Annotated in this window: 14 protein-coding genes; 7 read left to right on the top strand and 7 right to left on the bottom strand. The window is 72.4% G+C overall.

Going from position 1 to position 12,721, the window contains the following annotated elements:
• Positions 1 to 52 precede the first annotated feature (52 nt).
• Together AOM02_RS10810 and AOM02_RS10805 are read right to left on the bottom strand one after the other, a co-directional pair.
• Entirely contained in the window at positions 53 to 811 is a 759-nt protein-coding gene (locus AOM02_RS10810) for a DUF4386 domain-containing protein (RefSeq protein ID WP_062299169.1), read from the bottom strand.
• A 27-nt stretch (positions 812 to 838) separates the two neighbouring features.
• On the bottom strand, positions 839 to 1,849 hold the full coding sequence (locus tag AOM02_RS10805) for an NAD(P)-dependent alcohol dehydrogenase (protein WP_228373818.1): 1,011 nt from the start codon (positions 1,847 to 1,849) through the stop codon (positions 839 to 841).
• Positions 1,850 to 1,948: 99 nt separating this feature from the next.
• Between AOM02_RS10805 and AOM02_RS10800 the strand changes: the two genes are divergently transcribed.
• Genes AOM02_RS10800 through AOM02_RS10785 form a run of 4 tightly spaced genes read left to right on the top strand, consistent with a single transcriptional unit; the run spans position 1,949 to position 4,823 of the window.
• Positions 1,949 to 2,623 (top strand): TetR/AcrR family transcriptional regulator, encoded by a 675-nt coding sequence (locus tag AOM02_RS10800; RefSeq protein ID WP_062299168.1) that lies wholly within the window; start codon positions 1,949 to 1,951, stop codon positions 2,621 to 2,623.
• A gap of 19 nt (positions 2,624 to 2,642) precedes the next feature.
• Positions 2,643 to 3,389, top strand: a complete 747-nt coding sequence (recO, locus tag AOM02_RS10795) for a DNA repair protein RecO (protein ID WP_062299167.1) — start codon at positions 2,643 to 2,645, stop codon at positions 3,387 to 3,389.
• Positions 3,386 to 4,054 carry an HAD family hydrolase gene (locus AOM02_RS10790; protein WP_062299166.1) on the top strand — a complete coding sequence of 223 codons (669 nt, stop codon included), beginning with the start codon at positions 3,386 to 3,388 and terminating at the stop codon, positions 4,052 to 4,054. Before recO ends, AOM02_RS10790 begins: the two co-directional genes overlap by 4 nt.
• A gap of 10 nt (positions 4,055 to 4,064) precedes the next feature.
• Entirely contained in the window at positions 4,065 to 4,823 is a 759-nt protein-coding gene (locus tag AOM02_RS10785) for an isoprenyl transferase (protein ID WP_062299165.1), read from the top strand.
• A 3-nt stretch (positions 4,824 to 4,826) separates the two neighbouring features.
• Here the strand turns inward: AOM02_RS10785 and AOM02_RS10780 are convergent, their stop codons facing one another.
• The 5 genes from AOM02_RS10780 to AOM02_RS10760 are packed head-to-tail and all read right to left on the bottom strand — an operon-like array spanning position 4,827 to position 8,376.
• Complete coding sequence (locus AOM02_RS10780) at positions 4,827 to 5,369, bottom strand: DedA family protein (RefSeq protein ID WP_082105050.1); 543 nt, start codon at positions 5,367 to 5,369, stop codon at positions 4,827 to 4,829.
• Positions 5,369 to 5,785, bottom strand: a complete 417-nt coding sequence (locus tag AOM02_RS10775; protein WP_062299163.1) for a Fur family transcriptional regulator — start codon at positions 5,783 to 5,785, stop codon at positions 5,369 to 5,371. Before AOM02_RS10775 ends, AOM02_RS10780 begins: the two co-directional genes overlap by 1 nt.
• A complete protein-coding gene (locus tag AOM02_RS10770) occupies positions 5,782 to 6,618 on the bottom strand; it encodes a metal ABC transporter permease (RefSeq protein ID WP_267127686.1) in 837 nt (278 codons plus the stop codon). Before AOM02_RS10770 ends, AOM02_RS10775 begins: the two co-directional genes overlap by 4 nt.
• Positions 6,615 to 7,442: a metal ABC transporter ATP-binding protein gene (locus tag AOM02_RS10765; RefSeq protein WP_228372998.1), complete on the bottom strand. Its 828-nt coding sequence runs from the start codon at positions 7,440 to 7,442 to the stop codon at positions 6,615 to 6,617. The genes AOM02_RS10770 and AOM02_RS10765 overlap by 4 nt, the downstream gene beginning before the upstream one ends.
• On the bottom strand, positions 7,435 to 8,376 hold the full coding sequence (locus tag AOM02_RS10760; protein WP_062299162.1) for a metal ABC transporter substrate-binding protein: 942 nt from the start codon (positions 8,374 to 8,376) through the stop codon (positions 7,435 to 7,437). The genes AOM02_RS10765 and AOM02_RS10760 overlap by 8 nt, the downstream gene beginning before the upstream one ends.
• 273 nt (positions 8,377 to 8,649) lie before the next feature.
• On the opposite strand from AOM02_RS10760, the gene AOM02_RS10755 reads away from it, so the two are divergent.
• The 3 genes from AOM02_RS10755 to AOM02_RS10745 all read left to right on the top strand — a co-directional run bounded on the left by AOM02_RS10755 (position 8,650) and on the right by AOM02_RS10745 (position 12,666).
• On the top strand, positions 8,650 to 10,035 hold the full coding sequence (locus AOM02_RS10755; RefSeq protein ID WP_062299161.1) for a glycine--tRNA ligase: 1,386 nt from the start codon (positions 8,650 to 8,652) through the stop codon (positions 10,033 to 10,035).
• A gap of 1 nt (position 10,036) precedes the next feature.
• Positions 10,037 to 11,305, top strand: coding sequence for a YibE/F family protein (locus AOM02_RS10750; protein ID WP_062299160.1), 1,269 nt, complete (start codon positions 10,037 to 10,039; stop codon positions 11,303 to 11,305).
• A 410-nt stretch (positions 11,306 to 11,715) separates the two neighbouring features.
• On the top strand, positions 11,716 to 12,666 hold the full coding sequence (locus AOM02_RS10745) for an endonuclease domain-containing protein (RefSeq protein WP_062299159.1): 951 nt from the start codon (positions 11,716 to 11,718) through the stop codon (positions 12,664 to 12,666).
• The last annotated feature ends 55 nt before the right edge of the window (positions 12,667 to 12,721 follow it).

Raw genomic sequence — 12,721 nt, 5'->3', positions numbered from 1 at the left:
CCCCGGACACGACGACGCCCCGGCCGCCTCGCGCGGCCGGGGCGTCGCGGTGTCACGCCGGGACCGCCTCCCGCGTGACACGCTGGTCCGCGGCCCGGTGGAGCGCGGCGGTCGCGCGCGGCGCGCTGACGAGCAGCCACACGGTGAACCACATCTCGGCGACCATCGACGGGATCGCGACGACCGCGAGCATGACGTCGGCGACCGACGCGTAGTCGGGGAGCAGCACGTGGGCGAACGTGTCCACGATGTACGCGGAGCCCGCCACGCCGAGCGCCCAGCCGAGCGCCCGCGGGGCCAGCCGGGCGGCGATCAGGATCCGGCCGATCACGATGAGGTGGAGGCCGAAGGCGACGAGCCCGATCAGCCATGCCACGTCGAAGGCCTCCATGGCGGTGCCGGTCCAGGCGGCCCGCGCATCGTCCCCGAGCCCGGCGACCGCGGCGCCGCCGGTCGCGAGGTGCAGGGCGACCGCCATGAACGTCACGGCGACGCCGAACACGACGCTGTACGCGAGGCGGAGCCACGCCGCGAGGAGCGAGCGCTGCTCGCCGGTGGGACGCAGCAGCACGTGGAGCGCCCACGCGATGCCGATGTCGATGATCGCGATCGTGACGAACGCGGCGATCCCGAGGCGGAAGGTGCCCTCGTGGTCGGCGATCGCGGTCATGGTCGCGGCCGGGTCGGCGGGGTCGACCAGCTGGTTGCGGACGGCGAAGTTGGCGAAGATCGCGAGGGCGAAGATCGCGAGGTAGCCGGCGCCGGCCCAGCGGGCGACGCGGGCGGACGATGCGGTGGTGACGGCGGTCATGGCGGCTCCTGGTGGGGACGGGTTCGGCTACTTGACGACGACGGCGGCCTTGCCGGCGATGCGGCCGGCGGCGAGGTCCGCGATGGCCGTGCCGGCCTCCGCGAGCGGGTAGGTGCGGGTGAGCGCGGGGCGGACGTCCCCGGCGACGATGCGCTCCGCGAGGGCCTCGAGCGGCTCCGCCGCGGTGACCGCGACGAAGCTGGTGAGGGTCTGGCGGGTGAAGAGCGACACGATCCCGGCGCCCAGCTGGCGGCCGACGCCGCCGGTCAGCGCGTCGCCGCCCTCGCCGCCCACGATCACGAGGGCGCCGGTCGGGGACAGGACCTTGCGCAGGCGGCGCAGGGGGGTGAGGCCGCCGACGTCGAGGATCGCGTCGAACTCGAGGTCGAGCGAGGTGACGTCCGTGGTGCGGTAGTCGATGACGTCCTCGGCGCCGAGCGAGCGGACCAGCTCGGCCTTCGCGGCGCTCGCGACTCCGGTGACGTGGGCTCCCGCGGCGACGGCGAGCTGGACGATGTACGAGCCGACCCCGCCCGAGGCGCCGAGCACCAGCACGCGCTGGCCCTTCTCGATGCCGGCGCGCTCGACGGCACGCTGGGCGGTGACGCCCGAGACCGGCAGGACGGCCGCCTCCGCGAAGCTCAGCTGTGCGGGCTTGCGCACCAGCTTGTCCTCCTTGGCGATCGCGCGCTCAGCGTAGGAGCCCTTCGCGGCGCCCATCACCTCGTCGCCGAGCGAGAAGCGCGTCACGCCGGCGCCGATGCCGATCACGACGCCCGAGACGTCCTCGCCCGCGATGGGCTGGCGGGGGCGGCGCAGGCCGAAGCCGAGGACGCGGATGACGAGCGGGCGGCCGGTCATGAGGTGCCACACGCCGCGGTCGACGCCCGCGGCGCGGACCTCGAGGAGGACCTCGCCCGGCCCGGGCTGCGGCGCCTCGAGGGTGTCGAGGTGCATGTGCTCGGGGCCGCCGTAGCGGCGCTGGACGGCGGCCTTCATGGTGGTGGTGGCGGAGGGGGTGGGGACGGTGGCGGTCATGGTCCTGTTCCTTCGTGTCGATGTGGTTCGTACTTAGTACGACTTGGTACACTCGACGCTAGACGTACTTAGTACGATTCGCAAGGGCTGGAGGCAAGAATGTCGGATACCAGGCAGGATGTTCGCAAGCCGCGGTTGTCGCGCGAACGGATCCTGGACGCTGCGATGGGCCTGGCCGACCGCGACGGGATCGAGGCGCTCACCATCCGCGCGCTCGCAGACGAGCTCGGCACCAAGCCGATGACGATCTACCACCACATCGACGGCAAGGAGGCGCTGCTCGACGGCATGGTCGACGCGGTGTTCTCCGAGATGGCGAAGCCGCCGGTGGAGCTCGAGTGGCGCGACGCCCTGCGGGTGCGCTGCCGTTCCGCCCGCGAGGTCCTCGGGCGTCATCCCTGGTCGGTGCCGCTGCTCGAGTCCCGGCACCACCCGGGCCCCGAGCTGCTCGCCCATCACGAGTCGGTGCTGGTCACCCTCGACCGCGCGGGCATGCCGTTGCCGCTCGTGGCGCACGCCTACGCGGTGCTCGACAGCTTCGTCTACGGCTTCGCGATGCAGGAGGCCAACCTTGCCGTGCAGCGCGGGGACGAGGACGCGGAGCTGGCCGGGGAGATCGCCGCCGCCTTCGATCCGGGCGCCTATCCGATGATGACGCGCTTCGCGATGGAGCACGCGATGCGGCCGGACTTCAACTTCGGGGACTCGTTCGACGTGGGCCTCGACCTGCTGCTCGACGGGCTCGCGCGCGCCGTGGACCGGGAGCGCGCCTGACGCGCGGGACAATGGGCCGGTGCCCCTCTACCGTGACGACGCCATCGTCCTCCGCACCCACAAGCTGGGCGAGGCCGACCGCATCGTCACGATGCTCACGCGGCGCCACGGCAAGGTGCGCGCGGTCGCGAAAGGCGTGCGCCGCACCTCGAGCCGGATCGGCTCGCGCATGGAGCCCTTCATGCTGGTCGACGTCCAGCTCTACGAGGGTCGCAACCTCGACATCGTGAGCCAGGTCGAGACCAAGGAGCCGTACGCTCGCCGCATCGCCGAGGACTACGCGCTGTTCACGTCCGCGACCGCGATGGTGGAGACCGCCGACAAGCTCGTCGACCACGAGCGCGAGCCCGCGTGGGAGCAGTACCGCCTCCTGCACGGGGCGCTCGGGGCGCTCAGCCGCCGCGAGCACGAGCCCGGCCTGGTGCTCGACAGCTTCCTGCTGCGCTCGCTCGCGCTCGCCGGATACGAGCCCAGCTTCTCCGACTGCGCGAGCTGCGGCCGGCCCGGACCGCACCGTGCCTTCGTCGTCGGCGGGGGAGGCGCGGTCTGCGAGACCTGCCGCCCGCCCGGTGCCGCCGCGCCCGCGCCCGAGACGTTCTCCCTGCTCGAGGCGCTGCTGTCGGGCGACTGGCCCACCGCGGACGCCTCCGAGACGCGTCACCGTCGCGACGCGGCGGGCCTCATCGCGGCGTACACCCAGTTCCACCTCGAACGGAAGGTCCGCAGCCTCGGTCACGTCGACCGCTCGGAGGCGGGGGCGCCATGACCGCCACGGTGATCTTCGACTTCGACGGCACGCTCGCGCTCGGCGACGGGCCTCTGCACGCGTACGCCGCGTGCGTCGCCGCGGTCGCGGGCGTCCCGGGCGCCGACGACGCCTACGCGGCCGCGCTCGCGCGCCACGAGGCGGGCGAGGGCGGCTTCCGCGACGGCTACCACGCGGTCCAGCAGACGGCACTGGACCTCGGCGTCGCGCCCGACGCGCTCCAGGAGGGCTACGTCCGCAGCCGCGCGCTGCTCGCCGGTCCCGAGGCGCCCATCGCGCCGCCCGCGGGCCTCGGGGACTTCCTCGCGCGCCTCGCCGAGCACGCGGAGCTGGTCCTCGTCACCAACTCGCCGCCGATCCGCATCGACGAGGCGCTCGAGGTGCTCGGCGCCGCGCCCCACCTCGACCGCGTGGTGTGCTCGGCGGGCAAGCCCGACGGGATGCCCGCGCTCGTCGCGGACGCGCTCACGCGCGGCCCGGTGCTGTCGGTGGGCGACATCTACGCGTACGACCTCGAGCCCGCCGCGCGCCTCGGCGCCGCGACCGCCGCCGTGGGCCCCGCATCGTCCGCGGTCGCGCACCTCGTGACGATGGCCGCGCCCGAGCTCCCGGCGCTCTACGGCGACATCGAGGCCTGGGCGGCCGCCGCATCGTCCCGCCGATAGGCTGACCGGCGTGACCTACGAGCGCCCCTTCCCGCACGCCGGCGGCGCGACGCCGCCCGACCTGCCCGCCGCGGCGGTCCCGCAGCACGTGGCCGTCGTCATGGACGGCAACGGCCGCTGGGCGAAGGAGCGCGGGCTGCCGCGCACCGCGGGCCACGAGCGCGGCGAGGCCTCGCTGCTGGACGTGGTCGCCGGCGGCATCGAGATCGGCGTCAAGCACATCAGCGCGTACGCGTTCAGCACCGAGAACTGGAAGCGCAGCCCCGAGGAGGTGCGCTTCCTCATGGGCTTCAACCGCGACGTGATCCGCCGCCGCCGCGACGAGATGCACTCGTGGGGCGTGCGCGTGCGCTGGGCCGGACGCCGTCCCAAGCTGTGGAAGTCCGTCATCACGGAGCTCGAGAAGGCCGAGGAGCTCACCCGGGACAACGACGTCCTCACGCTCACGATGTGCGTGAACTACGGCGGCCGCGCCGAGATCGCCGATGCCGCCAAGGCGATCGCGATGAAGGTCGCGGCGGGGGAGCTGGACCCGTCCAAGGTGTCCGAGAAGACGCTCGCGGCGCACCTCGACGAGCCCGACATGCCCGACGTCGACCTGTTCTGGCGCTCGAGCGGGGAGCAGCGGTCGAGCAACTTCCTGCCGTGGCAGGCCGCCTATGCGGAGTACGTCTTCAGCGACACCCTGTGGCCGGACGTCGACCGCACCCACCTGTGGGCCGCGATCGAGGAGTACGCGCGGCGCAACCGCCGCTTCGGGGCGGCGTAGCGCTCAGACGCTCGCGGCCTCGTCGGGCGTGCGCGGGGACGATGCGGCGGCGGGGTCGCGCCTCCGGCGGACCACCAGCACCGCGACCACCGCGGCGACGAGCAGCGCGCTCGCGCCCAGCGCCCACGGCGACATGGTGAACGCCTTGAACGCCGAGTAGCCGACCAGCAGGTACGCGGTGGCCCACAGCAGGCAACCGGGGATCATCGCGAGCGTGTAGCGGCCCCAGTGCATGCGCGCGTAGCCGGCGCCGCCGTTGACGAGCGACTGGATGCCGACGGTGAGGAACGACAGGGGGATCGCGATCCAGCCCCAGCGCTCGGTGAAGGCCTGCGCCTTGGTCATGGCCGGGCCCGAGAAGCGCCGCGCGATGCGCGCGCGGCGGCTGTCCTGATGTTCGGCGCGGTCGGCGACCGCATCGGCACCCGCGCGGGCCCAGCGCGCGATCCAGTACGTGGCCTGCGTGCGGAGGAAGACGATGACGACGAGCGCCGCGAACAGCCACCACCAGGGGCCGTCCATCACGAAGTCGGGGATGCCGGGCATCAGCCCCTGCCTGCCGCGGCGCACTCGGGGCAGATGCCCGTGAGCTCGATCGTGTGGCGGATGTCGCCGTAGCCGTGCGCGTCGCCGATGCGGTGCGCGAAGTCCTCGAACTCGGGCACGTCGATCTCGACCGCCTTGCCGCACGAGCGGCAGCGGAGGTGGTGGTGGTGCTCCTCGCCCGCCTCGCAGCGCCGGTACAGGGTCTCGCCGGACTCCGACACGACGGCGTCGACGTCGCCGGTGTCGGCGAGCGCCTGCAGCGCGCGGTAGACGGTCGCGAGGCCCACGGTGGACCCGTCGGCGCGCAGGTGCTCGTGCCACGACTGGGCCGAGCGGAAGTCGCGCGTGTCGAGCGCGTCGAGGATCTCCCGGCGCTGGCGGGTCATCCGCGGGCGCGGCGAGGTGTCGGTGTTCATCGTCGAACCCCCTTGAGCAGCGATGTGACCGCGGCCACGAGGACGTAGAGCAGGACGCCGAGCACGACGATGAGCGAGCCGGGCTGGATGTCCTGGAACACGGTGATCCAGATGCCGGTGATCGTCAGCACGGCGCCGAGCCCCATGGCCAGATGCATGGTGCGGGAGAACGACCGGGTGAGCAGCTGGGCGATCGCGACGGGCACGATCATCAGCGCGCTCACCAGCAGCACGCCGACCACGCGCATCGCGACCGTGATGGTGACCGCGGCGAGCACCGCCACCACCATGTTGAGCGCGTCGACCGGCAGGCCCGTCGACCGGGCGAACTCCTGGTCGTGCGTGACGGTGAACAGCGCCGTCCGGAGGCCGAGCCCGACGAGCAGGATCAGCGCGGCCAGGCCGGCGCTCATCCACACGTCGCCCCACGTCACGGTGGAGATCGAGCCGAACAGGTAGCCGAGCAGGTTGGCGTTCGAGCCGCCGGCCATGCCGATGAGCAGCACGCCGCCGGCGATGCCGCCGTAGAACAGGATCGCCATGACGATGTCGGCGGCGGTGCCGCGCGAGCGCATGCGTTCGATCACGACGGCGCCGATGATCGCGAAGATCACGGCGCCCGGGATCGCGAGGGCGTCCTGCTGGGCGAGGTCGAACAGGCTGCCGGCGAGCCAGCCGGCGGCGACACCGGCGAGCGCGACGTGGCCGATGCCGTCGCCGAGCAGCGCCATGCGGCGCTGGACGAGGTACGTGCCCATGACGGGCGCGGCCATGCCGACGAGCAGGCCGACGATGAGCATCCGCTGGATCAGCGGCTCGGACAGGAGGCTCACGGTCCCTCCAAACCCAGCGACGAGCCCTCGCGCGTGGGCGGGTCGGTGTGGGGGTGCTCGTGCTCGTGGCCCGGCAGCGCGTGCACGCCGAGGTCCTTCGGCGGGATGCCGTCGTACGTGACGCAGCCGTGCTCGAGGACCACGGCGCGGTCGATGTGGCGGGCGAGGGCGCCGAGCTCGTGGAGGACCACGACGATGCCGACGCCCTCGTCCTTGAGGTGGCCCATCGTGTGCGAGAACGACACCTGCGACTGGAGGTCCACGCCGGCCATCGGCTCGTCGAGGATGAGCAGGCGGGGCTTGCGCACGAGCGCGCGCGCGATGAGCACGCGCTGCTGCTGGCCGCCCGACAGGCGGGACACGTCGCGCTTCGCGAGGTCCTCGATGCCGACGGAGGCGAGCGCCTCGCGGGCGCGGGCGCGGGCGTCGCGCGGCGGTACGAGGCCGCGGAGGCGGGAGCCGGAACGGCCGTCGCGCTCGCGCGCGCCGAGCAGCCCCGACGTCACGACCTCGATCGCGGTGGCGGACACGCCGCCGGCCGCGGTGATGCGCTGCGGCACGTAGCCGAGCCGCGCGCGAGCGAGCGGCGACGCGGGGGTGCCGAACAGGCTGATGGAGCCGGCGGTCGTCGGGACCGCGCCCACGATGGAGCGGATGAAGGTCGACTTGCCGGAGCCGTTCCCGCCCATGAGGGCGACGACCTCGCCCGCGGCCGCGTGCAGCGACACCCCGTGGAGGATCTCGGTGCCCTGAAGCGAGACGCGGACGTCCCGCGCCTCGACCAGCGAGGGCGGGACGTCCGCGGAGAAGGACGGATCACTCACAGCCGAGCGCATCCTCCAAGGTCGAGAGGTTCCTGGTCATGACAGCAATGTAGTCGTCGCCGTCCGCGACCGTCTCCACGGGGCTGAGCACCGTGGTCTCGACGCCCACGTCGGTGGCGAGCGCCTCGGCGACGGACGCGCTCACGGCGTCCTCGGTGAAGATCGTCGTGGCGCCGGTCTCGGCGATGATGTCCTTGATCTCGAGGATGCGGGCCGGCGACGGCTCGCTCTCGGGGTCGAGCCCGGCGATGCCCTCCTGGTGGAGGCCGTACGCGTCGGCGAGGTAGCCGAAGGCCTCGTGGCCCGTCACGATCGTGTCGCGCTCGCACTGCGCGAGGCCGTCCGTGTACTGGGTGTCGAGGTCGTCGAGCGACGCGTGGAGCGCCTCGGCGTTCGCGGTGTAGGTGTCGGCGTTGTCGGGGTCCGCGGCGGCGAAGGCCTCGCCCACGGCGTCCGCGTAGTGCGCGAGCAGCTCGGGGTCGAGCCAGAAGTGCGGGTCGGACGAGCCGTGGTCGTGGTCGTCCTCCTCGTCGGCGTGCTCGTCCTCGTCGGCGTGCTCCTCGGCCGCGTGCAGCTCGACCGCCTCGGCCGCGTCGAGGGCCTCGACACCGGTGGTGGAGATCGCGTCGTCGACCGCGGGCTGGAAGTCCGACAGGTAGAGCGCGAGGTCCGCGGTGCCGAGCTGGCGCACGGTGGAGGGGGAGAGCTCGACGTCGTGCGGCTCGACGCCCGCGGGGGTCATCGACACGACCTCGACCAGGTCGCCGCCGACCTGCTCGGCCACGAACTGCAGCGGGTAGAACGCGGTGGCGACGGTGAGAGACGCGTCCGACGCGTCGCCGGCGGCGCCAGCGCCGCTGTCGGACGCCGAGCACGCGGTGAGCGCGATGGACGACACCGCGGCAGCGGCGATGAGGGCGGGGGTCTTCTTCATGGCATCGATCCTAGAACTTGTTGAGAATGATTGTCAAAATCAGGACTTCGGACCCAGCCAGTCCTCGAGCGCATCGTCCGGCGACGCGTCCCGCCCTCGTGCGCAAGTCACACCTGACAGCACCCGTGATCGGCGATCCCCGCACGGATCTCCGGACACAGGTCGCCAACGGTGTGACTTGCGTACGCGAGCCCGACCCGCGCATCGTCCACACGCCCGCCCACGGCTAGACTGTCGCGAGCGATTCCGACCCCCTTCCACAAGGAGCATCACGTGGCCGCACCCAGCCGTCTCGACAACGCCATCTCGCTCGCGAAGCGCCGCGGCTTCGTGTTCCCGTGCGGCGAGATCTACGGAGGCACGCGCTCCGCGTGGGACTACGGACCGCTGGGCGTCGAGCTCAAGGAGAACATCAAGCGCCAGTGGTGGCGCGCGATGGTGACGAGCCGCGACGACATCGTCGGCCTCGACTCCTCGGTGATCCTGCCCCCGCAGGTCTGGGAGGCCTCGGGCCACATCGCCGCGTTCGTCGACCCGCTGGTCGAGTGCCTGTCGTGCCACAAGCGCTACCGCGAGGACCACCTGCTCGAGGAGTTCGAGGAGAAGAAGGGCCGTGCGCCCGAGGGCGGCCTCGCCGAGATCGCGTGCGCGGCGTGCGGCACGCGCGGCCAGTGGACCGAGCCGAAGATGTTCAACGGTCTGCTGCGCACCTACCTGGGCGCCGCGTCCGACGAGTCCGGCCTGCACTACCTGCGCCCCGAGACCGCGCAGGGCATCTTCGTGAACTTCGAGAATGTCATGCGCACCGCGCGCCAGAAGCCTCCGTTCGGCATCGCGCAGGTGGGCAAGTCGTTCCGCAACGAGATCACGCCTGGCAACTTCATCTTCCGCACCCGCGAGTTCGAGCAGATGGAGATGGAGTTCTTCGTCGTGCCCGGCACCGACGAGGAGTGGCACCAGCACTGGATCGAGACGCGCAAGAACTGGTACACGGACCTGGGCATCGCCGAGGACAACCTGCGCCTGTACGAGCACCCGCTGGAGAAGCTCTCGCACTACTCGAAGGGCACCACGGACATCGAGTACCGCTTCGGCTTCCAGGGCTCGGAGTGGGGCGAGCTCGAGGGCATCGCGAACCGCACCGACTTCGACCTGTCGACCCACGCCAAGCACTCGGGCAAGGACCTGTCGTACCTCGACCCGGCCACGAACGAGCGCTTCGTGCCGTACGTGATCGAGCCGGCAGCCGGCCTCTCGCGCTCGCTCATGGCGTTCCTCGTCGAGGCGTACACCGAGGAGGAGGTGCCCACCGCCAAGGGCGGCACCGAGACCCGCACGGTCCTTCGCCTCGACCACCGCCTCGCGCCCGTCAAGGCCGCGGTGCTGCCGCTGTCGAAGTCCTCGGACCTCGTTCCCACCGCCAACGCGCTCGCGACCGAGCTGCGCGGCGCGTGGAACATCGAGCTCGACGTCACGCAGTCGATCGGCAAGCGCTACCGCCGTCAGGACGAGGTGGGCACGCCGTACTGCATCACGGTCGACTTCGACACGCTCGACGACCAGGCCGTGACCATCCGCGACCGCGACACCATGCAGCAGGAGCGCGTGGCGCTCTCGCAGGTGAGCGGCTACCTCGCGCAGCGCCTCATCGGCGCCTGACATGGGCGCCGGGCACTCGCACTCCGAGAGCCCGCCGCGGGCGAGCGCGGCCACGACGCGCGTCCTCTGGGCGCTCGTCGTCGGCGTGCTCGCCGCGGTGATCGTCGGCGCGGCCGCGACTTGGCCGTCGTCGTGGGACAAGCTCGGGTCGGAGAGCTTCCTCTACGAGGGCGCGACCCGGCTCGAGGCCGAGGTGATCTCGTTCGACGAGACCACCGGCGAGTCGACCGTGCAGGTCACGACGCCGGGTGCCGAGGAGGAGCGGACGATGGCGCCCGCGGGCGTCGCGTCGCTCACCTTCGAGCCGGGCGACGAGGTCACGGTGATCGAGGTCGATCCCGCGCAGCCGCTGATCTTCTCCGACTTCTCGCGCGACCCGCCCATCGTGGCGCTGCTGATCGTCTACGTCGTGCTGGTGCTCGCGGTGGCGTGGTGGCGGGGCCTCGGCGCGCTCGTCGGCCTCGCGCTCGCCTTCGGCATCGTCGCGTTCTACACGGTGCCCGCGCTGTTCGACGGCGCCAGCCCGCCCGTCGTCGGCCTGGTCACCTCGGCCGGGGCGCTGTTCGTGCTGCTGTACGTCGCCCACGGGCCCAACGCGCGCACCACCACGGCGTACCTCGGCACCATCGCCGGCCTGCTGTTCACGGCGGTGATCGGCACGTGGGCCGTGACGGCGGCCAAGATCCCGGGCGTGCCGTCGGAGGCGGAGATCAACCTCGCCTTCCTCGACGGCCGGCTCTCGCTCCAGGGCCTCGCGCTGTGCGGCCTCATGATCGCCGGCCTCGGCGTGCTCAACGACGTCACCATCACCCAGGCCTCCGCGGTGTGGGAGCTCGGCAAGGCGCGTCCCGACCTCGGCCCCTGGCAGCTCTTCACTCGCGGCATGACCATCGGCCGCGACCACATCGCGTCGACCGTGTACACGATCGCCTTCGCGTACGTCGGCGCGTCGCTGCCGCTCATCATGCTCATCGCGGTCTACGACAACCCGGTCTCCACGGCCATCACGTCCTCCGAGATCGCGGGCGAGGTGGTGCGGACCCTCGTCGGGTCGATCGGCCTGGTGCTCGCGGTCCCGCTCACGACCGCGATCGGCGCGCTGATCGTCGGGATCGGCGGCGAGGCCGAGGCCGACGAGGCGGGCGAGGCAGGCGTAGCGGGGCACGACCATGCGGGGGACGATGCGGCGCGCGCCGCGGCTGCCGAGCGCGCCGGCCTCGGTTCACCGGAGCACGACACGGACCCCCGGGAGCCCGGCGGCGCCGTCTGAGACGGGGAAAACGGGTCCGAGATGAAGGATTCGTGCTGATTTCCCCCGATTTGTCGTGTTGCGCTTGACTCTCTGGGGCCCCGGGGCCCACGCTTGAGGAGGCGGGCATTCGGGGCGTTAACAGCGCCCCTGGGGGACAGAGCCGAGTGCGACCGTCCCTCCTTGCACGTCGTGGCTGCGCGCCTGGTCGCTGCGCCGCGGCGCCTCGCGCCCGGGCTTTCCCTCAGCGGCCCGGGCGCGAGAGCGTCCGCCCTCCGGTTCCCGCCTCTGCGCGCGCCATTGACACGTGAGGACACGCAGGTGCAGGTTTGCGTGTCCCCAGGTGTCAACGGGCTGCCGCGACGGGCCCTCCATCCACAGGATGCGGGCGCTGGCTGACGACCCGGCACGGCGACCGGGACGATGCGAGCATGTCGCGGTCGCCGCAGCTCGAACGCACGACAGCCGCGTTGGCCGCGCGGCTGCGGGCACCCTCGCCGTCCCTGTACCCCCGGGCACTGGTGCGCGGCCAGGTGATCGTCGAGGTCGGGCGACGCGGGCTCGCGGCGATGGTCCGGAGCGGTGCGATCGTGCCGTTGCTGCCGGGCGTGTACGTCTCGCCCGAGCGGGCCCGCGACCACGACGTGCGGTGTGAGGCCGTGGCGGTGTGGAGCAAGGGTCGCGCGCTGATCGCGGGCGAGTCGGCGCTGCACCTCCTGGACTCCCGGTTCCCGGCGCCCGCGAGGGTGAGGTGCATCGGGCCCCCGACGTGGAACGCGAGGGCGCCGGACTGGGTGCATCTCAGCCGCAAGCCGCTGCCGTCGTTCACCGTCTGGGCCGGCGGTGCCGCATGCCTGACCGCCGAAGAGGCGCTGCTGGACGCGTGGGCGTGCGCGCCGCGCCGCCGTCGCAAGGAGGTCCTCTACCGCGCGCTATGGCTCAGGATCGCCGGTCCGAGGCGGCTGATCGGTGCTGCAGCGCGCCGTGCACGCCTGCCTGATCGGCGGGCCTTCGACGCGATCATGGCCGACTTCGTCACCGGTGCGACGTCGCCGACCGAGGTGATGGCCAGGCGCGAGGTCTTCACGGGCGAGGACCTCGCCGAGCTCGAGTGGCAGGTCGGCCTGGTCGTCGAGGGACGGCGACGGACCGCGGATGCGCTTCATCGACGCGCGCGGATCGTCATCGAGCTGGATGGCGCCGCCTTCCACAGCAGCAGGCCGGCCGTGGACCGCGACCGGGAGCGCGACACCGAGCTCGCCGCTGCCGGATGGCACACCGTCCGGTTCTCCTTCCGCGATCTGCAGCGACGGCCCGAGTGGTGCCGGCGGATGCTGCGGCGGACGATCGCGGCCCGCCTCCACGGCCCCGCTGACACATGACGACACGCAAAACGCGGCGGTTTCAGGGGGTCATCGCAACAGGGCTTGTTGGATT

The organism is Demequina maris (assembly GCF_000971155.1).
Classification (GTDB): domain Bacteria; phylum Actinomycetota; class Actinomycetes; order Actinomycetales; family Demequinaceae; genus Demequina; species Demequina maris.
Note: the sequence above shows the minus strand (reverse complement) of the source record. Positions and strands in the feature narration are given on the sequence as shown.

Coding starts and splice junctions, on each gene's coding strand:
- AOM02_RS10810 (WP_062299169.1), bottom strand. CDS start 811: ATGACCGCCGTCACCACCGCATCGTCCGCCCGCGTCGCCCGCTGGGCC.
- AOM02_RS10805 (WP_228373818.1), bottom strand. CDS start 1,849: ATGACCGCCACCGTCCCCACCCCCTCCGCCACCACCACCATGAAGGCC.
- AOM02_RS10800 (WP_062299168.1), top strand. CDS start 1,949: ATGTCGGATACCAGGCAGGATGTTCGCAAGCCGCGGTTGTCGCGCGAA.
- AOM02_RS10790 (WP_062299166.1), top strand. CDS start 3,386: ATGACCGCCACGGTGATCTTCGACTTCGACGGCACGCTCGCGCTCGGC.
- AOM02_RS10780 (WP_082105050.1), bottom strand. CDS start 5,369: ATGCCCGGCATCCCCGACTTCGTGATGGACGGCCCCTGGTGGTGGCTG.
- AOM02_RS10775 (WP_062299163.1), bottom strand. CDS start 5,785: ATGAACACCGACACCTCGCCGCGCCCGCGGATGACCCGCCAGCGCCGG.
- AOM02_RS10760 (WP_062299162.1), bottom strand. CDS start 8,376: ATGAAGAAGACCCCCGCCCTCATCGCCGCTGCCGCGGTGTCGTCCATC.
- AOM02_RS10750 (WP_062299160.1), top strand. CDS start 10,037: ATGGGCGCCGGGCACTCGCACTCCGAGAGCCCGCCGCGGGCGAGCGCG.
- AOM02_RS10745 (WP_062299159.1), top strand. CDS start 11,716: ATGTCGCGGTCGCCGCAGCTCGAACGCACGACAGCCGCGTTGGCCGCG.